18 protein-coding genes are annotated in these 22,172 nt (G+C 71.3%); 17 read left to right on the top strand and 1 reads right to left on the bottom strand.

What is annotated here, in order from left to right; genetic code table 11:
* Nucleotides 1-52: 52 nt before the first annotated feature.
* The 16 genes from ACFC1T_RS00525 (at nt 53) to ACFC1T_RS00450 (ending at nt 19,594) form a co-directional block, all read left to right on the top strand.
* Nucleotides 53-1,246, top strand: coding sequence for a sensor histidine kinase (locus ACFC1T_RS00525; RefSeq protein ID WP_375882323.1), 1,194 nt, complete (start codon nt 53-55; stop codon nt 1,244-1,246).
* A 185-nt stretch (nt 1,247-1,431) separates the two neighbouring features.
* On the top strand, nt 1,432-2,121 hold the full coding sequence (locus ACFC1T_RS00520; protein ID WP_375881707.1) for a response regulator: 690 nt from the start codon (nt 1,432-1,434) through the stop codon (nt 2,119-2,121).
* 113 nt (nt 2,122-2,234) lie between these two features.
* Nucleotides 2,235-3,182, top strand: a complete 948-nt coding sequence (locus ACFC1T_RS00515) for a Rossmann-like and DUF2520 domain-containing protein (protein ID WP_375881705.1) — start codon at nt 2,235-2,237, stop codon at nt 3,180-3,182.
* The gene (panC, locus tag ACFC1T_RS00510) at nt 3,182-4,087 is read left to right on the top strand and encodes a pantoate--beta-alanine ligase (RefSeq protein ID WP_375881702.1); all 906 of its coding nucleotides are present in this window, start codon (nt 3,182-3,184) and stop codon (nt 4,085-4,087) included. The genes ACFC1T_RS00515 and panC overlap by 1 nt, the downstream gene beginning before the upstream one ends.
* A gap of 96 nt (nt 4,088-4,183) precedes the next feature.
* Entirely contained in the window at nt 4,184-4,633 is a 450-nt protein-coding gene (gene panD, locus ACFC1T_RS00505; protein ID WP_375881700.1) for an aspartate 1-decarboxylase, read from the top strand.
* A 15-nt stretch (nt 4,634-4,648) separates the two neighbouring features.
* Complete coding sequence (locus ACFC1T_RS00500) at nt 4,649-6,322, top strand: L-aspartate oxidase (protein ID WP_375881697.1); 1,674 nt, start codon at nt 4,649-4,651, stop codon at nt 6,320-6,322.
* Nucleotides 6,323-6,326: 4 nt separating this feature from the next.
* Entirely contained in the window at nt 6,327-7,295 is a 969-nt protein-coding gene (gene nadC / locus ACFC1T_RS00495) for a carboxylating nicotinate-nucleotide diphosphorylase (RefSeq protein WP_375881694.1), read from the top strand.
* Nucleotides 7,296-7,354: 59 nt separating this feature from the next.
* A complete protein-coding gene (locus ACFC1T_RS00490) occupies nt 7,355-8,140 on the top strand; it encodes a type III pantothenate kinase (RefSeq protein WP_375881691.1) in 786 nt (261 codons plus the stop codon).
* A 165-nt stretch (nt 8,141-8,305) separates the two neighbouring features.
* Nucleotides 8,306-9,055 carry a hypothetical protein gene (locus ACFC1T_RS00485; protein WP_375881688.1) on the top strand — a complete coding sequence of 250 codons (750 nt, stop codon included), beginning with the start codon at nt 8,306-8,308 and terminating at the stop codon, nt 9,053-9,055.
* A 103-nt stretch (nt 9,056-9,158) separates the two neighbouring features.
* Nucleotides 9,159-10,715, top strand: a complete 1,557-nt coding sequence (lysX, locus tag ACFC1T_RS00480; RefSeq protein WP_375881685.1) for a bifunctional lysylphosphatidylglycerol synthetase/lysine--tRNA ligase LysX — start codon at nt 9,159-9,161, stop codon at nt 10,713-10,715.
* Nucleotides 10,716-10,964: 249 nt separating this feature from the next.
* The gene (locus ACFC1T_RS00475; RefSeq protein ID WP_375881683.1) at nt 10,965-11,429 is read left to right on the top strand and encodes a BlaI/MecI/CopY family transcriptional regulator; all 465 of its coding nucleotides are present in this window, start codon (nt 10,965-10,967) and stop codon (nt 11,427-11,429) included.
* A gap of 9 nt (nt 11,430-11,438) precedes the next feature.
* Entirely contained in the window at nt 11,439-11,975 is a 537-nt protein-coding gene (locus ACFC1T_RS00470; RefSeq protein WP_375881681.1) for an amino-acid N-acetyltransferase, read from the top strand.
* 91 nt (nt 11,976-12,066) lie between these two features.
* A complete protein-coding gene (locus ACFC1T_RS00465; protein ID WP_375881678.1) occupies nt 12,067-12,417 on the top strand; it encodes an Lsr2 family protein in 351 nt (116 codons plus the stop codon).
* Nucleotides 12,418-13,086: 669 nt separating this feature from the next.
* The gene (locus ACFC1T_RS00460) at nt 13,087-15,606 is read left to right on the top strand and encodes an ATP-dependent Clp protease ATP-binding subunit (RefSeq protein WP_375881675.1); all 2,520 of its coding nucleotides are present in this window, start codon (nt 13,087-13,089) and stop codon (nt 15,604-15,606) included.
* Nucleotides 15,607-15,879: 273 nt separating this feature from the next.
* Nucleotides 15,880-18,231, top strand: coding sequence for an immune inhibitor A domain-containing protein (locus ACFC1T_RS00455; protein WP_375881672.1), 2,352 nt, complete (start codon nt 15,880-15,882; stop codon nt 18,229-18,231).
* Nucleotides 18,232-18,670: 439 nt separating this feature from the next.
* Entirely contained in the window at nt 18,671-19,594 is a 924-nt protein-coding gene (locus tag ACFC1T_RS00450; RefSeq protein ID WP_375881669.1) for a M23 family metallopeptidase, read from the top strand.
* A gap of 18 nt (nt 19,595-19,612) precedes the next feature.
* Here the strand turns inward: ACFC1T_RS00450 and ACFC1T_RS00445 are convergent, their stop codons facing one another.
* Nucleotides 19,613-20,242 (bottom strand): TetR/AcrR family transcriptional regulator, encoded by a 630-nt coding sequence (locus ACFC1T_RS00445; RefSeq protein ID WP_375881666.1) that lies wholly within the window; start codon nt 20,240-20,242, stop codon nt 19,613-19,615.
* Between the two features lie 273 nt (nt 20,243-20,515).
* On the opposite strand from ACFC1T_RS00445, the gene ACFC1T_RS00440 reads away from it, so the two are divergent.
* Nucleotides 20,516-22,111: an MDR family MFS transporter gene (locus tag ACFC1T_RS00440; protein WP_375881664.1), complete on the top strand. Its 1,596-nt coding sequence runs from the start codon at nt 20,516-20,518 to the stop codon at nt 22,109-22,111.
* Nucleotides 22,112-22,172: the final 61 nt, after the last annotated feature.

Genomic DNA, 22,172 nt, shown 5'->3' with positions numbered 1-22,172 from the left:
TGCCTAGGCTGGACACGTGCATCGACTCAACGCCTGGCTCCGCCGTCACCCCATGGTGGTCGACGCCGTCTGGGCGTCGCTCGTGCTCTTCTTCGCCCTGGTGTCCGACAGTTCCTCCGACAGCGGCTGGCGCCTCAACTCCGAGATCCTGGTCGCGGTGCTGCTGCCGCTGCTGATGGTCTTCCGCCGGCGCTTCCCCGACGTCACCGTCGCCGCCGCCACCGGCGTCGGCCTCGGGCAGGTCGCCGCCGACATCGACCCGGGCGCCTCCTCCATCGCCTACCTGGTGTTCGCCTACACCGGCGCCGCCTTCGGCCAGAAGTGGACCTCCCGGCTCGCCCTGCTCGCCGGGCTCTCCGCCGGTCCGCTGGCGTTCTGGCGGATGCACCTGGTGAAGACGTCCACCACCGACCACACCGGGGTGTACGTCTCCCGGCCGTACGGCGTCGCCGAGGCGCTGCTGGTCACCGTGCTGATGAGCACCCCGTTCATCCTCTGCTGGGCCTGGGGCCGGCTGACCAGGGTGCGGCGCGCCTACCTGACCGAGCTGGAGGACCGCGCGGCCCGGCTGGAGCGCGAGCGGGACGCCCAGTCCAAGGTGGCCGTGGCGGCCGAGCGGGCCCGGATCGCCCGCGAGCTGCACGACGTGGTCGCGCACAACGTGTCGGTGATGATCGTCCAGGCCGACGGCGCCGCCTACGTGCTGGACAACTCCCCGCAGCAGGCGAAGGAGGCACTCGGCACGATCGCCTCCACCGGGCGGCAGGCCCTGGTCGAGATGCGCCGCCTGCTGGGCGTGCTGCGCACCGCCGGCACCGCCGAGGAGTACGTCCCGCAGCCGGGCGTCGAGGAGCTGCCCGACCTCCTGGAGCAGGTCCGCACGGCCGGGCTGGAGGTCGACTACGCGACCTCCGGGCACCCGCGCGAACTCCCCCGCGGCGTCGAGCTGACGGTCTACCGGATCGTCCAGGAGGCGCTGACCAACGTCCGCAAGCACGGCGGCCCCGACGTGCACGCCCGGGTGGCGGTCGACTTCGGCGAACGCGAGCTGGCCGTCCTGGTGGAGGACGACGGCCGCGGCAGCACCGACGAACAACTGGCCGCCGGCGGCACGGACGGTCTGGGCCACGGCCTGATCGGCATGCGCGAGCGGGTCGGCATGGTCAGCGGCAGCCTCGACGTGGGCCCCCGCCCCGGCGGCGGCTTCCGGATCCGCGCCGTCCTCCCGCTCAAGGCGGCACACTAGCCCCCCGTCCTTCAGGGAGTGTCTTGTGGATCAGGCCAGGCCCGCGACGCCAGGGCACGCACCTCGCCGCGTTGTCGTCGGTCGCCGATGCTCCGCATGGACTCCCTCCTCCGCCTTGCGATGCACGCACCCTGACGCCGCGGTCTGATCCGACCTGACCCACAAGACACTCCCAAGGAGCCACCTTGACCATCCGCGTGATGCTCGTCGACGACCAGGAACTGCTGCGCACCGGCTTCCGGATGATCCTCCAGTCGCAGGGCGACATCGAGATCGCCGCCGAGGCGGGCGACGGCGCCCAGGCGCTGGAGCGGCTGCGGCACACGCAGGTGGACGTGATCCTGATGGACGTGCGGATGCCGCGCCTGGACGGTGTGCAGGCGACCCGCCGGATCTGCCTGGCCGAGGACGGCAGCCCGCTGCCGAACGCCCCGCACGTGCTCATCCTCACCACCTTCGACCTGGACGAGTACGCCTTCGCCGCACTCAAGGCCGGGGCCAGCGGCTTCCTGCTCAAGGACGTCCCGCCGACCGAGCTGGTGGCCGCGATCCGCGCGGTGCACGGCGGGGACGCCGTGGTCGCCCCGACCACCACCCGGCGGATGATCGACCGCTTCGCCGAGGTGCTGCCGACCCCGCACAGCGCGCCCGGCTCGGACGTCCTGGGCCCGCTGACCGAGCGCGAGCGGGAGGTGTTCCTGCTGGTCGCCCAGGGCCTGTCGAACGGCGAGATCGCGGCCCGGCTGGTGCTCTCCGAGGCCACCGTGAAGACCCACGTCGGCCGGATCCTGGCCAAGCTGGGGCTGCGCGACCGGGTCCAGGCGGTGGTGCTGGCGTACGAGGCCGGGCTGATCCGGGCCGGGGCGTCCGACTAGGCCGGACAGGGCCTAGCCACGCCCAGGGACGACTGCCGGGGCCGCCCGTACACTGGGGCGGTACGTCCGGTACCCGACGCGGACCGGAACGGTCATTCAGGACAAGGGTGGACATGGATTCGTCCGACTTCGCCGACTTCGGAGAGTTCGCCCCGCTCGCCGACGGCCTCGGCGACCCCAGCAGCCGACCGGCCCGGCTCGCCGTCGGCGTGGTCGGCACCGGCCGGGTCGGCCCCGCGCTGGGCGCCGCCCTGCAGCTCGCCGGGCACACCGTGGTCGCCGCCTCCGGGGTGTCCGCCGCCTCCCGCCGCCGCGCCGAGTCCCTGCTGCCGGGCGTGCGGATCGTCACCCCGCCGCAGGTGATGGCCGCCGCCGACCTGGTGCTGCTGACCGTCCCGGACGACGCGCTCGCCGACCTGGTGGCCGGGCTGGTCGCCACCGGGGCGGTCCGCCCCGGTCAGCTGCTGGTGCACACCTCCGGCGCGCACGGCGTCGGCATCCTGGAGCCCGCCGCCCGGGCCGGGGCGCTGCCGCTGGCCCTGCACCCCGCGATGACCTTCACCGGCACCTCGGTGGACCTCGCCCGGCTGGCCGGCTGCCCCTTCGGGGTGACCGCCCCCGAGGAGCTGCGGCCGGTCGCCGAGGCGCTGGTGGTGGAGATGGGCGGCGAGCCCGAGTGGGTGCCCGAGGAGGTCCGCCCGCTCTACCACACCGCCCTCGCGCACGGCGCGAACCACCTGGTCACCCTGGTCGCCCAGGCGATGGACCTGCTGCGCACGGCCGGCGTCGCCGAGCCCGGCCGGATGCTCGGCCCGCTGCTCGGCGCCGCCCTGGACAACAGCCTGCGCTCCGGCGACGCGGCCCTCACCGGCCCGGTCGCCCGGGGCGACGCGGGCACCGTACGGCGCCACCTGGCGCAGCTCAGTACGGTGTCCCCGGACATCCCGGCGGCGTACCGGGCGATGGCCCGCGCCACCGCGCAACGGGCGCTCGCCAACGGGACGATCGACGACGCGTCGGCGGCGGCGCTGCTGGACGTACTGAACGAGGAGAAGCACTGATGGCACGCGGGAAGCAGCCGAGCAAGGCCCAGCGGGCGCCGAAGGTCCACCGGGCCGTCGTCACCCACACCGTGGACGACTTCGAGGCCGCGTTCTGGCCGGACGAGAGCCCGGTGGACAACGCCGTGGTGATGACCATGGGCGCCCTGCACGAGGGCCACGCCGCGCTGGTCCGGGCCGCCCGCAAGCAGGTCGGCCGGGAGGGCCGGGTCGCGGTCACGGTCTTCGTCAACCCGCTGCAGTTCGGCCCGGCCGAGGACCTGGAGCGCTACCCGCGCACCCTGGACGCCGACGTCAAGCTGGCCGAGGAGAACGGCGCCGACGTGGTGTTCGCGCCGTCCGTCGAGGAGGTCTACCCGAACGGCGAGCCGCAGGTGCGCCTGGCGGCCGGCCCGATGGGCGGGCGCTTCGAGGGCGCCACCCGCCCCGGCCACTTCGACGGGGTGCTGACCGTCGTCGCCAAGCTGCTGCACATCACCGACCCGGACTTCGCCTTCTTCGGCGAGAAGGACGCCCAGCAGCTGGCGCTCATCCAGCGGATGGTCGCCGACCTGGACTTCGACGTCGAGATCGTCGGCGTGCCGACCGTCCGCGAGGAGGACGGCCTGGCGCTGTCCTCGCGCAACCGCTACCTCTCCGAGGAGGAGCGCACCCGCGCCCTCGCCCTGTCCAAGGCCCTGTTCGCCGGCCGGGACGTCGCCGCGCAGGGCCCGAAGGCCGTGCGCGAGGCCGCCTCCGCCGTCCTGGACGGCGCCGAGGGCGTCACCCTCGACTACCTCGCCCTGATCGACCCGCACGACTTCTCCGAGGCGGCGGACGACTTCCAGGGCGAGGCGGTGCTGGCCGTCGCCGCACAGGTGGGCTCGACCCGCCTGATCGACAACGTTCACGTCATCTGCCGCTAGGCAGCTGACCGTCCAGCACGGAATCGTTCGCTGAACAGTTCGCCGAACAGGTAGTTCAACCCCTCAGGCATGCACTCACAGGAGGCGTGACCCGCAATGCTCCGCACCATGCTCAAGTCCAAGATCCACCGGGCCACCGTGACCCAGGCCGACCTGCACTACGTCGGCTCGGTCACGGTGGACGAGGACCTGCTCGACGCCGCCGACCTGCTCCCCGGCGAGCTGGTCCACATCGTCGACATCAACAACGGCGCCCGGCTGGAGACGTACACCATCGCCGGCCCGCGCGGCACCGGCGTGATCGGCATCAACGGCGCCGCCGCCCGCCTGGTCCACCCGGGCGACCTCGTCATACTCATCGCCTACGGGCAGATGGACACGGCCGAGGCCAAGGGCTACGAGCCGAAGGTGGTCTTCGTGGACGGGAACAACCGGATCACCGGCTTCGGCGGCGACCCGGCGCAGGCCCCGGAGGGCAGCGGACTGCTCCGCGGCGACGCGGCGTACCGTGACGAGGACGGCGCGGCCACCACGGCCACGCGCTGAAGGAGCCACTGAGTCATGTCCGCTACGCACCGCCTCACCGCCCCGGCCCCGGGCTGGACCGCCGCCACCGACGTGGTCGTGGTCGGCTCCGGCATCGCCGGTCTCACCGTCGCCCTCAACGTCCGCAAGGCCGGCCTGCGGGCCATGGTGGTCACCAAGGCGGTGCTGGACGAGGGCTCCACCCGCTGGGCCCAGGGCGGCATAGCCGCCGCCCTGGGCGAGGGGGACACCCCGGAGCAGCACCTGGACGACACCCTGGTGGCCGGCGCCGGCGTCTGCGACGAGGAGGCCGTCCGCACCCTGGTCACCGAGGGCCCGGACGCCGTCCGCCGGCTGATCGCCGTCGGCGCGGCCTTCGACCGCGACGCGGACGGCGAGATCCTGCTCACCCGCGAGGGCGGCCACCACCGCCACCGGATCGTGCACGCGGGCGGGGACGCCACCGGCGCGGAGGTCTCCCGCGCCCTGGTCGCCGCCGTCCGCAGCGACCCGGACCTCGAACTGATCGAGCACGCGCTCGTCCTCGACCTGCTGACCGACGCCGAGGGCCACACCGCCGGGCTGACCCTGCACGTGATGGGCGAGGGCCAGCGCGACGGCGTCGGCGCCGTCCGGGCCCGCGCCGTGGTGCTCGCCACCGGTGGCCTGGGGCAGGTCTTCTCCGCCACCACCAACCCGGCCGTCTCCACCGGTGACGGCGTGGCCCTGGCCCTGCGGGCCGGCGCCGCCGCCGCCGACCTGGAGTTCGTCCAGTTCCACCCGACCGTGCTCTGGCTCGGCCCGGACGCCGCGGGCCAGCAGCCGCTGGTCTCCGAGGCCGTGCGCGGCGAGGGCGCCCACCTGGTGGACGCGGACGGCGTGCGCTTCATGGTCGGCCAGCACGAGCTGGCCGAACTCGCCCCGCGCGACATCGTCGCCAAGGCCATCACCCGGCGCATGCAGGAGCAGGGCTCCGACCACATGTTCCTGGACGGGCGGCACTTCGGGGCCGAGATGTGGGAGCACCGCTTCCCCACCATCCTGGCCTCCTGCCGCTCGCACGGCATCGACCCGGTCACCGAGCCGATCCCGATCGCCCCGGCCGCCCACCACGCCGCCGGCGGCATCCGCACCGACCGGCACGGCCGCACCTCCGTCCCCGGCCTGTACGCCTGCGGCGAGGTCGCCTGCACCGGGGTGCACGGCGCCAACCGGCTGGCCTCCAACTCCCTGCTGGAGGGCCTGGTCTTCGCCGAGCGGATCGCCGCCGACCTGGCCGAGCGGCACGCGGCCGGCGAACTGCCCGAGCGCACCGTGGACGTGGCCGCCGCGCAGGCCGCCCGGCCGGTGCCGCTGCCGGCCTCCGAGGCGCGCGCCGAGATCCAGCGGCTGATGTCGCGCGGCGCGGGCGTACTGCGCTCGGCCGCCTCGCTGGCCGACGCCGCGGCCGGGCTGGCCCTGCTCGGCGAGCAGGCCCGCTCCCACGTGGCCGAGGAGAAGCCGGCCGACCCCCGGGTGGAGACCTGGGAGGCCGCCAACCTGCTGCTGGTCGCCACCGCCCTGGTGGCGGCCGCCGCGCAGCGCGAGGAGACCCGCGGCGGCCACTGGCGCGAGGACTTCCCCGAGCGCGACGACGCCCACTGGCGGCGCCACCTGATCACCACCCTCGCCGCCTCCGGCGACCCCGTCAGCACTCCCGAGGAGCAGTAGAACCATGACCCACGCGCACGAGGAACTCCCCCTGGCCGACCAGGGCGGCTGCGGCGACGGCTGCGCCTGCGGGGACGGCGAGGGCTACGAGACCGGCCTGGACCCGCAGCTGGCCGAGCTGCTGGAGGAGGCCGGGCTGGACCCGATCGAGGTCGAGGACATCGCCACCCTGGCGCTGGCCGAGGACCTGGCCGGCGGCGAGGACGTCACCTCGGTGGCCACCGTGCCCGCCGACGCGGTCGCGACCGCCGACTTCACCGCCCGCCAGGCCGGCGTGGTGGCCGGCCTGCGGGTCGCCGAGGCGGTCGTCTCGCTGGTCTGCGAAGAGGAGTTCGAGGTCGAGCGGCACGTCCAGGACGGCGACCGGGTGGAGGCCGGCCAGGTGCTGCTGTCGGTCCGCTCGCGCACCCGCGACCTGCTGACCGCCGAGCGCAGCGCGCTCAACCTGCTCTGCCGCCTGTCCGGCATCGCCACCGCGACCCGGGCCTGGGCGGACGCCCTGGAGGGCACCGGCGCGGTCGTCCGGGACACCCGCAAGACCACCCCGGGCCTGCGCGCCCTGGAGAAGTTCGCGGTCCGCTGCGGCGGCGGCGCCAACCACCGGATGGCGCTCTCGGACGCCGCCCTGGTGAAGGACAACCACGTGGTCGCCGCGGGCGGCGTGGCCGAGGCCTTCCGGGCCGTCCGGGCCGCGTACCCGGAGCTGGCGGTCGAGGTCGAGGTGGACGAGCTGGCGCAGATCCCCCCGGTGCTGGAGGCCGGTGCGGACCTGATCCTGCTGGACAACTTCACCGTCGAGCAGTTGAAGGAGGCCGTCGCGCTGGTGGCCGGCCGGGCGAAGCTGGAGGCCTCCGGCGGACTGACCCTGGCCGGCGCGCGCGAGGTCGCCCAGACTGGTGTCGACTACCTGGCCGTGGGCGCGCTGACCCACTCCTCGCCGATCCTGGACATCGGCCTGGACCTGCGCGCCTGACCGTCAGGTCGAGAGCGGTTCCTGCCCCGATCCCGTCCCGACTCGCAGAAAGCGTTCCCGTGCTCCTCACCATCGACGTCGGCAACACCCAGACCACGCTCGGCCTGTTCGACGGCGAGGAAGTGGTGGAACACTGGCGGATCTCCACCGATCCGCGCCGCACGGCCGACGAACTGGCGGTGCTGCTGCACGGGTTGACGGGCAGTCGCACCGCGGTCCGGGAGGCCGCGGTGGAGGGCCTGGCGATCTGCTCCTCCGTCCCCGCCGTGCTCCACGAGCTCCGCGAGGTGACCCGCCGCTACTACGGCGACGTCCCCGCGGTGATCGTGGAGCCCGGCGTGAAGACCGGGGTGCACGTCCTGATGGACAACCCCAAGGAGGTCGGCGCGGACCGGATCGTCAACGCGCTGGCCGCCAACCACCTGTACGGCGGCCCGTGCATCGTGGTCGACTTCGGCACCGCGACCACCTTCGACGCCGTCAACGCGCGCGGCGACTACGTCGGCGGCGCGATCGCTCCCGGCATCGAGATCTCGGTCGAGGCGCTCGGCGTCCGCGGCGCCCAGCTGCGCAAGATCGAGCTGGCCCGGCCGCGCAACGTGATCGGGAAGAACACCGTCGAGGGCATGCAGTCCGGCATCCTCTACGGCTTCGCCGGTCAGGTCGACGGCCTGGTCGAGCGGATGGCCCGGGAGCTGGCCAAGGACCCGGACGACGTCCAGGTGATCGCCACCGGCGGGCTCGCCCCGCTGGTCCTCGGCGAGGCCACCACCATCGACGAGCACGAGCCCTGGCTGACCCTGATCGGCCTGCGCCTGGTGTACGAGCGCAACCGGCCGAGCTGACCCCGCCCGCCGTCCCCGCTGCCCCGCACCCCCGGTCACTCGGCTGACCCGGTGGGCGCGGGGCAGCGTCACAGGCTTGGCGAAAGGTTTCTCCAGCGGGCCGACCGCGCGGAATTCCGCGCGACGTTACCGACAAATCGGATATTCCTCACGTAGTGTCAACCCATGCCTACGCCACACGGATCGCGCGGCGGCATGGCCTTCAGCGCCGACGAAGTCCGCGTGCTGCGCCGAGCCCTCGCCCAAGCCCTGCACCCCGCCGTCCCCGTCCACCTCCAGGCCCCCGACCGGACGGCGCTCGCCGGGCCCGGCGCCGAGCTGTGGGCGGAGGACGTCCAGGACGCCCTGCACCTGACCGAGGCCATCGACGAGGCCGTCCAGGAGGGCGGCCGGCTGCGCGCCTTCCTGCTCGCCGACCTCGGCCGCTACCGCGCCGCCCTGCCCGGCAGCGCCCCCGGCTACCTGGAGCGCCTGGAGGAGGCGGTGACCGACGGCTACCTGCCCGGACCCGAGGACCTCACCGCCCTGCGCGGGCTGACCCGCCAGCCCTGCGGCCACGGCGAGCGGGCCCGCCGCTCCCGGCTCGCCGGGCGCTGCCACGCCCTGGCCGAGGCCGCCGTCCGTGAGCGCCTGGCGCTCTCCACCGGGCAGCCGCGCCACCTGGTGGCCGTACCGAACCCCGCCGCACCACCCAGCAGTCACCCCACCCCTGTAGGAGGACGGATCACGATGAGCAGCACCGACTCCCGGGACTCCCGCCCGGAGCAGCCCGCCGCCGCGCAGACCCCGCCCCGCCCGCACCGGATGCCCACCCCGGCCGAACTCTTCGGCCGCCGCCCCAAGCCTCCGGCCCGGCCCGCCCCGGAGGCCGGGCGGGACGGCGAGGAGGTCGAGCTCGCCACCGGCACCGGCTGAGCCGCCCGCACCCGCCCCCGGAGGGGAGGCCGTCGGTCCGACGGCCTCCCCTCCGGCGATATCCGGTCGCGGAGCACCGTGTGTGGCTGGCTACCCTTGTGGGGTGAGCGATCAGAGCCTTGTCCCCGCGACCGACGACCTTCCCGAGCAGATGCGCGTCCGGCGCGAGAAGCTGGACCGGCTCCGGGCGGCCGGGGTCGACCCGTACCCGGTCGGATTCCCCCGCACCAGCACCATCGCGGACCTGCGTGCCAAGCACCCGGACCTCGAACCCGACACCGCGACCGGCGAGCGCGCCGGCATCACCGGCCGGGTGATCCTGTCCCGCACCGGCGGCAAGCTGTGCTTCGCCACCCTGCGCGACGGCTCCGGCGACCTCCAGGTGATGTTCTCCCTGGACAAGCTCGGCGCCGAGCGGCTGGCGGCCTGGAAGTCCGACATCGACCTGGGCGACCAGGTCGGCGTCGAGGGCGAGGTGATCACCTCCAAGCGCGGCGAGCTGTCGGTGATGGTGGACCGCTGGGAGCTCACCGCCAAGTGCCTGCGCCCGCTGCCGGACAAGCACAAGGGCCTGACCGACCCGGAGGCCCGGGTCCGCCAGCGCTACGTCGACCTGATCGTGAACCCCGAGGCGCGCGAGATCCTGCACCTGCGCAGCAAGGTCGTCCGCTCGATCCGCCGCACCTACGAGGACCGCGGCTACATCGAGGTCGAGACCCCGATGCTGCAGCCGGTGCACGGCGGCGCCAACGCGCGTCCGTTCAAGACGCACATCAACGCGTACGACATCGACCTCTACATGCGCATCGCCCCCGAGCTGTACCTCAAGCGGCTGGTGGTCGGCGGCGCCGAGAAGGTCTTCGAGATCAACCGCAACTTCCGCAACGAGGGCGCGGACTCCACCCACAACCCGGAGTTCACCTCGCTGGAGTCGTACGAGGCCTACGGCGACTACGACACCCAGGCCGAGCTGATCCGCGCGACGATCGTCAACGCCGCCCGGGACGCCCTGGGCACCACGGTGATCAAGGGCCTCGACCCGCACGGCGTGGAGCACGAGATCGACCTGGCCGAGCCGTGGGCGGAGGTCAGCGTCTACCCGGGCATCTCCGCCCACCTGGGCGTCGAGGTCACCCCGGAGACCTCCGTCGAGGAGCTGCGCGCGCTGGCCACCGAGCACGGCATCCCGTTCGAGAAGAACTGGGGCCACGGCCAGATCGTGCTGGAGATGGTGGAGCGCCTGCTGGAGGAGAACGCCGTCCGGCCGACCTTCATCAAGGACTACCCGACCGAGGTCTCCCCGCTGACCCGCCAGCACCGCTCGGTCGCGGGCGTGGCCGAGAAGTGGGACCTGGTGATCTTCGGCACCGAGATCGGCACCGCCTACTCCGAGCTGGTCGACCCGGTCGAGCAGCGCGCCCGCCTGACCGCGCAGTCCCTGCTGGCCGCCGGCGGCGACGTCGAGGCGATGCAGGTGGACGAGGACTTCCTGCGCGCCCTGGAGTACGCGATGCCCCCGACCGGTGGCCTGGGCCTCGGCGTGGACCGCCTGATCATGCTGCTGACCGGCAAGAACATCCGGGAGACCGTGCTCTTCCCGCTGGTGAAGCCGGAGCCGAAGGCCTCCGCCGCCGCGGCGGAGAAGACCGAGGAGGAGTGACCTGATGGACTACGTCAGCGCGATCGTGCCGCCGCTGGTCATGGCGATCGGCTTCGGATTCCTGGTGCGGGCCATCATCCGCAGCCAGGGCGGGGCCCAGAAGGCCAAGGAAGACACCGACTGATCGACTGGCGTCGTCAGCCGCTCCGAACCACCCGCGCCGCCATTCCCGATTCCCGGGGGTGGCGGCGCGCCGGTTTGGCGCACTTCACAAGATTTGCCCCATTCACTCCCTATCCTGGCCGCACTATGGTCCGGCAACTCGGCGAACTTGAGAACGCCATCATGACCCGGGTGTGGCGGTGGAACCGACCGGTGACGGTTCGCGAGGTTCTCCTGGATCTGCAGTCGGAACGCGAAATCGCGTACACCACGGTGATGACCGTCCTGGACAAGCTGCACAGAAAGGGCTGGCTGCGCCGCGAGCGGGTGGGCCGGGCCTATCGATATGAACCGGTCTCCTCGCGTGAGGCGTACACGGCGGCCCTGATGAACGACGCCTGGGCCACCGGCGACAATCCCGCGGCGGCCCTGGTCCACTTCTTCGGCCTGATGTCGCCGGAGCAGCGCGAGGCCCTCCGGGACGCCTTGCGGGTCGCGGCCTTGTTCCCGCCCGATCCAGCGGCGGATCAGCCCGCCCCGGATTCCCCCGCGGACGGCCCCGATACCGGCGGAGCGGATACCGGGGAGACCCCGCCGGGCGCGACGCGATAACGTCCCGCCATGGAGGTCACCATCCGCCGCGCGCGGACCACGGACGTACGGGCCGTACGCGGGCTCATCGACGCCTACTCGCGCGACGGCATTCTGCTCGACAAGCCCACAGTCACACTGTTCGAATCCGTCCAGGAGTTCTGGGTCGCGGAACGCGACGACAACGGCGCGGTGGTGGCCTGCGGCGCCCTGCACGTGATGTGGGAGGACCTCGCCGAGGTCCGCACTCTCGCGGTCGATCCGTCCTGCCGGGGCTTCGGGATCGGGCACGTGCTGTTGGAGAAGCTGGTGCAGACCGCCCGCTGGCTGGGCGTCCGTCGGATTTTCTGCTTGACGTTCGAGGTTCCGTTCTTCGCGAAACACGGTTTCGTCGAGATCGGGGAGCTCCAGGAAACCGATGATGGTACGACAGACCCGGCGGCGATCGCTACGGACGTCTATGAAGAACTCCTCCGCTCGTACGATGAAGGTGTCGCGGAGTTCCTCGACCTGGAGCGGGTGAAGCCCAACACACTGGGCAACTCACGCATGCTGCTGCACCTCTGAGCGGCTCCGCGCCGGTCAAGGGTTTGTGTTTTCCGCAGAAAGGCGCTTTCCTTTCCTTAGGCAATGGGTCGTTTAGCGGAAAGGGAAGCCCGTGGCACAGAGGGTGCAGGTCATTCTTGAAGACGATCTCGATGGCGGTTCGGCGGACGAGACGGTGACGTTCGCGCTCGACGGCGTTGCCTACGAGATCGATCTGAAGAGCGCCAACGCGGACAAGCTGCGCGGTCTGCTGGCGCCCTACCTGGAGAAGGGCCGCAAGCAGAGCGGCCGGCTGGCCGGGCCCCGCCGCCCGGGCCGCGCCGCCGCTGCGCGGCCGTCCGGCAGCGCTCCCGACACCGCCAAGGTCCGCGCGTGGGCCAAGGAGCAGGGCATGGAGGTCAACGACCGCGGCCGGGTGCCGAGCACCGTCCGCGAGGCCTACGACAAGGCCAACGTGGCCTGACCCCGGCGCCACCACCGGCCCGCCGGAGCGGATGCGGGGCCCCGGCGGCCGCGTACGGCACCGACGACACACGCGCGGGGCGCGGAGGTGACACCTCCGCGCCCCGCGGCGCGCACCGGGCCGGCCGCCGCACCGGGGGCCCCGGGGCCCGGGCCTGCCCGGCCGGCCGGGGCTGCGGGCTCGGGCGGCGGAACAATCACGAGCTGTGCAACGCTGTAGGGGCGAAGCGGTAACGCGGACACCCCGGGATGGCGTACGACCGTCCCCGGCCGCCGTCGAACCACCGTCACCGCGGCCGGACTTCTCGCCAGGCGAACACCGCCACCGCGGAAACTGCGCGAGAACCGCCCCGATACCGGGTATGAATGCAGGTGGACGGGTTCTTCGACCCGTCCAGGGGCAGCATGTGCGACCGGCCGAAGAGGACCCGGCTCCGCCCCGGCGACTCTTGTTCGCCGATGGCGTAGCGGTTTCCGGTGCATCCGGCCCACCTGTGGGAACACCGATTCCCAGCATCAGGTTGGGATTGGTGTCGGCTGGTCGCGCAGCATCTCGCTCCTCTACCGGGGAGTGAATCCGTGGGCCGCGCCGCTGAGCGGGACTAGCATGCGGAAGGACAGGGCGGGGACGGACCCCGAACTGCCCGACCGCTCTGAGGAGCGATAAACGATGTTCGAGAGGTTCACCGACCGCGCGCGGCGGGTTGTCGTCCTGGCTCAGGAAGAAGCCCGGATGCTCAACCACAACTACATCGGCACCGAGCACATCCTCCTGGGTCTGATCCACGAGGGCGAGGGCGTCGCCGCCAAGGCCCTGGAGAGCCTCGGGATTTCCCTTGAGGCCGTGCGCCAGCAGGTCGAGGAGATCATCGGCCAGGGCCAGCAGGCCCCGTCCGGTCACATTCCCTTCACCCCCCGGGCGAAGAAGGTCCTGGAGCTGTCGCTCCGGGAGGCCCTGCAGCTCGGCCACAACTACATCGGCACCGAGCACATCCTGCTCGGCCTGATCCGCGAGGGCGAGGGCGTCGCCGCCCAGGTCCTGGTGAAGCTGGGTGCCGACCTCAACCGGGTGCGCCAGCAGGTCATCCAGCTGCTCTCCGGTTACCAGACCAGCGGCGGCAAGGAGTCGGCCACGGCCGGCGGGCCCGCCGAGGGCACCCCGTCGACCTCGCTGGTCCTGGACCAGTTCGGGCGCAACCTCACCCAGGCCGCCCGCGAGGCCAAGCTCGACCCGGTCATCGGGCGCGAGAAGGAGATCGAGCGGGTCATGCAGGTGCTGTCCCGCCGCACCAAGAACAACCCGGTCCTGATCGGTGAGCCCGGCGTCGGCAAGACCGCCGTGGTCGAGGGCCTGGCGCAGGCGATCGTCAAGGGCGAGGTCCCGGAGACGCTCAAGGACAAGCAGCTCTACACGCTGGACCTGGGCGCCCTGGTGGCCGGCTCGCGCTACCGCGGTGACTTCGAGGAGCGCCTCAAGAAGGTGCTCAAGGAGATCCGCACCCGCGGCGACATCATCCTGTTCATCGACGAGCTGCACACCCTGGTCGGCGCGGGCGCCGCCGAGGGCGCCATCGACGCCGCCAGCATCCTCAAGCCGATGCTGGCCCGCGGCGAGCTGCAGACCATCGGTGCCACCACCCTGGACGAGTACCGCAAGCACCTGGAGAAGGACGCCGCGCTGGAGCGCCGCTTCCAGCCGATCCAGGTCGCCGAGCCCTCGCTGCCGCACACCATCGAGATCCTCAAGGGTCTGCGCGACCGCTACGAGGCCCACCACCGGGTCTCCATCACGGACGCCGCCCTGGTCGCCGCCGCCACCCTGGCCGACCGGTACATCTCGGACCGCTTCCTGCCGGACAAGGCGATCGACCTGATCGACGAGGCCGGCTCGCGCATGCGCATCCGCCGGATGACCGCGCCGCCGGACCTGCGCGAGTTCGACGAGAAGATCGCCGACGTGCGCCGCGAGAAGGAGAGCGCGATCGACGCGCAGGACTTCGAGAAGGCCGCGTCCCTGCGCGACGACGAGAAGCAGCTCCTGCAGGCCAAGGCCAAGCGCGAGAAGGAGTGGAAGGCCGGCGACATGGACGTCGTCGCGGAGGTCAACGAGGAGCTCATCGCCGAGGTCCTGGCCACCGCCACCGGCATCCCGGTCTTCAAGCTGACCGAGGAGGAGACCTCCCGGCTGCTGCGCATGGAGGACGAGCTGCACAAGCGCGTCATCGGCCAGAAGGACGCCATCAAGGCGCTCTCCCAGGCCATCCGGCGCACCCGTGCGGGCCTCAAGGACCCGAAGCGCCCCGGCGGTTCGTTCATCTTCGCCGGCCCGTCCGGCGTCGGTAAGACCGAACTGTCCAAGACGCTCGCCGAGTTCCTCTTCGGCGACGAGGACGCGCTGATCGCGCTCGACATGTCCGAGTTCTCCGAGAAGCACACCGTCTCCCGGCTGTTCGGCTCCCCGCCCGGGTACGTGGGCTACGAGGAGGGCGGCCAGCTGACCGAGAAGGTCCGCCGCAAGCCGTTCTCGGTCGTCCTCTTCGACGAGGTCGAGAAGGCCCACCCGGACATCTTCAACTCGCTGCTGCAGATCCTGGAGGACGGTCGTCTGACCGACTCCCAGGGCCGCGTGGTCGACTTCAAGAACACCGTCATCATCATGACGACCAACCTCGGCACCCGGGACATCTCCAAGGGCTTCAACCTGGGCTTCGCGGCCACGGGTGACTCCCAGACCGGGTACGAGCGGATGAAGGCGAAGGTCGGCGAGGAGCTCAAGCAGCACTTCCGCCCCGAGTTCCTGAACCGCGTCGACGACATCGTGGTGTTCCACCAGCTGTCCGAGGTCGACATCATCCAGATCGTCGACCTGATGATCGCCAAGGTGGACGAGCGGCTCAAGGACAAGGACATGGGCCTGGAGCTCAGCGTCGAGGCCAAGAAGCTGCTGGCCAAGCGCGGCTACGACCCCATCATGGGTGCCCGTCCGCTGCGCCGCACCATCCAGCGCGAGATCGAGGACCACCTCTCCGAGAAGATCCTCTTCGGCGAGCTGCGGGCCGGCCACATCGTGGTCGTGGACGTGGACGGCGACGGCAAGGACGCCAAGTTCACCTTCCGCGGCGAGGAGAAGTCGGCCGTCGCGGACACCCCGGCCGAGGTCGCTTCGTCCGGTCCGGACCTGACGAAGTAGACCAACATTTAACAGACAACTTCACAGCCACGAGCCCCCGGCGTCCGCGCCGGGGGCTCGTTGCGTTCCGGATTCCCACGCAGGGCCCGGACCAGGCGTTTTCTGACCGGCCGTCAGCTGACATGAAATCGGCGAGCATAGCGCCGTGGCCATGTCAGGGTCAAGGTCTATCTTTTCCAGCTCCACTTCGGTCAAATGACGTCCACCTGTCTTTCATATTGGTTTACCGGGCCTTGGCCAAGAGTCAGCTCGGTCGGGGAGGGCGTCACAACGTTGAAGACCACCAGGAGAGCCGCAGCGGTCACCACCGCGGCGGCGGTCATAGTCACGCTCGGCGCGGGTCTGTTCCCGAGCAGCGCCGTCGCGGCCGGCTCGGCACCGGTTCCGAAGGACCCGGCCGACGCCGTCCAGTCCGTCAACACCGAGCACAACATCCCGGGCCCGCTGACCGCCAAGGTCGACGCGGAGAAGAAGGCCGCCACCGAGCAGCTGCTCAACGGCACCGCCCAGGTCGAGCAGCACAACGGCAGCACCAGCGTGAAGCTCGGCAAGGACAAGTACGTCGAGCTCCCCCGTGAGCGCTCGGACAAGATCTTCACGATCCTGGTCGACTTCGGCGACCAGGTCGACAACACCACCAAGACCGCCGACGGCAAGGTCAAGTACGGCGGCGAGGCCGGCCCCAAGCACAACGAGATCGAGGCGCCCGACCGCGCCACGAACAACTCGACCGCCTGGCAGGCCGACTACAACCAGCAGCACTACCAGGACCTGTACTTCGCCAAGGACAAGCCCTCGCTGAAGACCTTCTACGAGAAGCAGTCCTCGGGCCGCTACACGGTCGACGGCGTGGTCTCGGACTGGGTCCGGGTGCCGTGGAACGAGGCCCGTTACGGCTCCGACTACTGCGGCTCCAACGTCTGCTCCAGCGCCCAGGACCTGATCCGCGACGCCGTCGACATCTGGTACAAGGACCAGCTGGCGAAGGGTCAGACCAAGGAGCAGGTCAAGGCGACGCTGGCCTCGTACGACCAGTGGGACCGCTACGGGTCGCACCACGACGGGAACTTCAACCAGCCCGACGGGTACATCGACCACTTCCAGATCGTGCACGCCGGTGAGGACAAGTCGGCCGGTGGCGGCAAGCAGGGCAGCAAGGCCCTGTGGGCGCACCGCTCGTACGTCTACGGCAACCTGACCGGCCAGGCCGGCCCGGACAACAACAAGCTCGGCGGCGTCCAGGTCGGTGACTCCGGCTTCTGGATCGGCGACTACACGATGCAGCCGGAGAACGGCGGCCTCGGCGTCTTCGCGCACGAGTACGGCCACGACCTCGGTCTGCCGGACCTCTACGACACCGCCGGCAAGGGCATCGACAACTCGGTCGGCTTCTGGTCCCTGATGTCCTCCGGCTCCTGGCTCGGCGAGGGCAAGGACAGCATCGGCGACATGCCGAACGACCTCGACGCCTGGAGCAAGTACCAGCTCGGCTGGCTCAAGGTCGACCGCGCCAAGGCGGGCACCGAGTCGACGCACCACATCGGCCCGGTCGAGTACAACACCAACCTTCCGCAGGCGCTCATCGTCGACCTGCCGAAGAAGAGCATCACCACCGACATCAACAAGCCCTTCGGTGGCAACAACGAGTGGTGGAGCGGCAGCGCCGACAACCTGAACGTCACGCTGACCCGCGACATCGACCTGACCGGCAAGACCAAGGCCAGCATCAACGCCAAGGCCTGGTACGAGCTGGAGCCGGACTTCGACTACGCCTTCGGCGAGGTCTCCACCGACGGTGGCAAGACCTGGACCGTGGTGGACGGCACCTGGAACGGCGCCGCCCTCCCGAAGGAGAACGGCCGCCCGGCCCTCAGCGGCCTCACCGCCGCCTGGGGCGACCTGTCGTTCAACCTGGACGCCTACGCGGGCAAGAAGATCCAGTTCCGCTACCACAACACCACTGACGGCGGTCTGCACTACCGCGGCTTCGCGGCGGACAACATCGCCGTGGTCGCCGACGGTGCCACCGTGTTCAGCGACGACGTGGAGAACGGCGACAACGGCTGGACCGCCGCCGGCTTCACCCGCTTCGGCGGCTCGTACACCAAGGACTACGCGCAGTACTACATCGCGGAGAACAAGCAGTACGTGTCGTTCGACCAGACCCTCAAGACCGGCCCGTACAACTTCGGTTCGGCCGCCAAGCCCAGCTGGGTCGAGCACTACTCGTACCAGCCCGGCCTGCTGATCTGGTACTGGGACGAGTCGCAGACCGACAACAACGTCAGCGCCCACCCGGGCCACGGCCTGGTCCTGCCGGTCGACTCGCACCCGGCCCCGATCAAGTGGTCCGACGGCACCCTGATGCGTCCGCGCATGCAGGGCTTCGACTCGACCTTCGGTTCGCGCCGCGTCCCGGCGCTGACCCTGCACAAGGCCGACGTCGAGACCGTCATCCCGAAGTCCAAGGGCGTCGACGAGTTCAACGACCTGAAGTCCTGGTGGTCGAAGGACGACCAGTACGCCGGTGTGGACGTGCCGAAGACCGGCACCAGCATCGAGGTCGAGAACGAGTCCGCGAACTACCTGGAGACCTGGATCCGGGTCCGCCCGGTCGACAACTGATCGTCCTGACGGTCAGGCCGTGATCGCGCGGCACTGAGTTCTCCACGTCCGGCCCGCCCCCGCCACCGCGCGGGGGCGGGCCGGACGCTTTTCGGCGGCCGGACGCTCTTCGGAGGCGGCGCTTTCCGTCGGCCGGCTCCGCCCGGGAGCGCGCGCACCGGGTGGCGCTGGTCACAGCGGTTCGGCGCGGTACGACCGGGCCTAGTAGTCGGCGGGGCGGGACCGCGGCGTGGACCCGGTCGGGCCTCGGCGATCCGATCTCATGATCATTACTCCTTCGGTGGGAATCCCCGGCGCCACGCCGACTACACGGGGTAGTACATCGCCGGGTTTGGGGCTGCGCTCGGTGACGGTTAAAGCTGAGTGCTCCCCAGCGCAGCCGACCGCCCGACCGGGCGTTTCCGTGCTGCCCCCGCACGACCGTGAGGTACGACCCGCGATGTCCAACGTCCCGCCCGTGGGGCCGGCCCTGCGCCGGCTCGCCGTCCGCGCGACGGCCCAGGCGGCCGTCTGGCAGCCGCGGATCGGCCAGGCCGTCCGCAGCCGCGCCGTACCGTCGCTGCGGCTGCTCACGACCCCCCGGCACGCCACCCTGCCGGGCAGCCGGCAGCGGACCGAGCGCGACCACGCGGTGGCCTCGGCCGGGGCGGCCGCCGCGCTGCTGGCGGGCGTGCTGCTGATCGCCACTCCGGGCAGCGCCTCGGCGCAGACCGTACGGCCGACCACGCCCGGCAGCTCGGCCTTCACGGCCCCGCGGGCGGAGGTGCCCAACCCGGGCCTGGTGCAGGTGGCCGGGCCGAGCCCGTACAAGCTGCCGGACGACGCCGCCTCGGCGCAGGCCTTCGTGGCCGTGGCGCCCAACCTGCTGCCGCTCGACCCGGCCGCCGCGGAGCCCGCGCCCGCCGAACAGCCCGGCGCGCAGCCGGAGGCCGCACCGGCCCCCGCGCCCGCGCCGGACTGGTCGGCGCCGGCGCCGGACGCGCCGACCAGCAACCCGTTCGGGAAGCCCAACCGCAGCTACGCCGCCGGGTACCACACCGGGGTGGACTTCGCGGTCTCCCCCGGCACGCCGGTGCTGGCGGTCGGCGACGCGACCGTGGTCTCGGCCGGCTGGGACGGCGCGTACGGCAAGGAGGTCGTACTGCGGCTGGCCGACGGGCACTTCGCGCAGTACGCGCACCTGTCGGCGGTCTCGGTGTCGGCCGGCGACCGGGTGCCGGCGGGCCTGCGGGTCGGGCTGTCCGGGAACACCGGCAACTCGACCGGGCCGCACCTGCACTTCGAGATCCGCACCAGCAACCGCTACGGCGCGGTGGTCAACCCGATCGCCTACCTCTCCGCGCACGGCGTCACGGCGTTCTAGGACGCCCTGCCGCGGTGATCAGCCGGTGGTGGGCCGGCCGATCCGGCTGCTGATCTCCAGCGCGACCTCGCGGGCCGCTTCGAGCGCCTCCTCCAGGTCCGCGGCCGGCAGCTTCTCGCCCCACACGTTCTCGGTCTCGCCGCAGTCGGAGGAGTCCTGCTTGAGCAGGAAGAACGCCGAGTGGGCGGTGAACAGCGCCATCGTGGCCCGCAGCCGGTCGCGGAACCCGGCGTCGGGCCCGTGCACCAGCTGCATCATGGTGATCACGCGCTCCCGGAACGCCAGCCCGGCCGGGGACTCCCGCAGCGCGGGCTGGTTCTCGTGGAAGAAGCGCAGCAGCGGGGCCCGCTCGGTCATCCCGTCCGCGTAGCGCCGGATCAACTCGTCGCGCATCTCCGGGCTCCAGGCCTCCTGCTCCCGGCCCCACGCGATGATCTCGTCGATCGGCGCGGCCATCCGCTCCACGATGCCCAGGACGATGTCGTCCTTGGTCTTGAAGTGGTAGTACAGCGCGGCCTTGGTGACGCCCAGTCGGTCGGCGATCTCACGCAGCGAGGTCTGCTCGTAGCCCTGCTCCGAGAAGAGCTCCAACGACACCTCGATGATGCGAGCCCGCGTGTCGCTGCGGGGGCTGTGCGGAGTGCCCATGGCCTGCCTCGTTGACTGCGTCGGTGACGGCTGCGGTGACTTACTGCGGTGACTTACTGCGGTGAGTTGCTGCGGTGACGGCTGCGGACCCTTGGTGGCGTCCGCCCCGGGCCCATTCTCCCTGCCCAGGCGCTCGGTCTTAAAACTGGCTTGACGACCGGCTAGTAAAAAGCCTACCGTGCCGACGATCGATAAACTAGCCGGGCGTCAAGTAAGTGATCCGCACCGCGGCGCGAGGCCCGTCCGAAACACCCCTCCGGGAGACCCCACCCCATGTCACAGTCCAAGACCGCCGGCCCGGTACCGGAGGACAAGGCGACCGAGGAGGAGCAGCCGCGGTCACCCCGCGAGATCCGCCTCGTGATGGTCGGCCTGGTCGTCACGATGCTGCTGGCCATGCTCGACAACCTGATCGTCGGAACCGCGATGCCGACCATCGTCGGCGACCTCGGCGGCGCCGAGCACCTCTCCTGGGTGGTCACCGCGTACACCCTGGCCACCGCCGCCTCCACCCCGATCTGGGGCAAGCTCGGCGACCTCTACGGTCGCAAGGGCATCTTCCTGACCTCGATCGTGATCTTCCTGGTGGGCTCGGCGCTGTCCGGCCTGTCCCAGAACATGAACGAGCTGATCGGCTTCCGCGCCGTGCAGGGCCTCGGCGCCGGCGGCCTGATGGTCGGCGTCATGTCGATCATGGGTGCGCTCGTCCCGCCGCGTGACCGCGGCAAGTACCAGGGCATGTTCGCCGCCGTGATGGCCCTCGCCACCATCGGCGGCCCGCTGGTCGGCGGCTTCATCACCGACCACCTGAGCTGGCACTGGACCTTCTACATCAACCTGCCGCTCGGCCTGATAGCCCTCGCCGTGGTCGTCGTCACCCTCAAGCTGCCGAAGGTCACCAACACCGCCCGGATCGACTACCCGGGCGCCGTGCTGCTCACCGCGGGCATCACCTCGCTGGTGCTGATCACCACCTGGGGCGGCCAGCAGTACGCCTGGGGCTCCAAGGAGATCCTCGGCCTGGCCGCGCTCGCCGTCGCCTCGCTGATCGCCTTCTGCTACGTGGAGCAGCGGGCCCAGGAGCCGATGCTCCCGCTGAGCCTCTTCAAGAACCTGAACTTCACCCTGGTCTCGATCATCGGCTTCGTGGTCGGCTTCGTGATGTTCGGCTCGACCGTCTTCCTGCCGCTCTACCAGCAGATCGTCCAGGGCGCCTCGGCGACCAACTCCGGCCTGCTGCTGATGCCGATGATGTTCGGCATGCTGGTCGTCTCGCTGGTGGTCGGCCAGGCCGTCACCAAGACCGGCAAGTACCGGATCTTCCCGATCATCGGCACCGTCGTGATGACCGCCGGCATGGTCCTGCTCTCCACCATGGGCGTCGGGACCAGCAGCTTCACCTCGGCCTGCTGGATGGTCGTGCTCGGCGCGGGCATGGGCTTCCTGATGCAGATCACCATGCTGGTCGCCCAGAACAGCGTCGAGCTCAAGGACATGGGCGTGGCCAGCTCCACCGCCACCCTGTTCCGCACCATCGGCGGTTCCTTCGGTGTCGCGCTGTTCGGCGCCCTGTTCAACAACCGGGTGAAGGACACCATGACCTCGCGCCTGGGCGAGCAGGCCTCGGCCGGCGGCGGGGCGAAGGACCCGGGCCAGGTGAGCCCGGCCGAGCTGCGCAAGCTGCCCGAGGTCGTCCAGGACGCCTACCACCACGCCGTGTCCAACGGCATGCACACCGTCTTCCTGTGGGGCGCCGGGGTGGCCGTGATCGCCATCGCCGCCGCGCTGTTCCTGCGCGAGGTGCCGCTGCGCGGCACCGGCAAGGGCGAGAAGCCGACCGAGGCCTCGCTGGAGGCGGCGGCCGTCTGACGACCGCCCACGGACGACGGCGCCCCCGGGAAGGGATCTCCCGGGGGCGCCGTCCTCGTTG

This window comes from Kitasatospora sp. NPDC056076, assembly GCF_042266305.1.
Taxonomy (GTDB): domain Bacteria; phylum Actinomycetota; class Actinomycetes; order Streptomycetales; family Streptomycetaceae; genus Kitasatospora.
The sequence above is the reverse complement of the archived record's forward strand: the minus strand, read 5'-3'. Positions and strand labels throughout refer to the sequence as shown.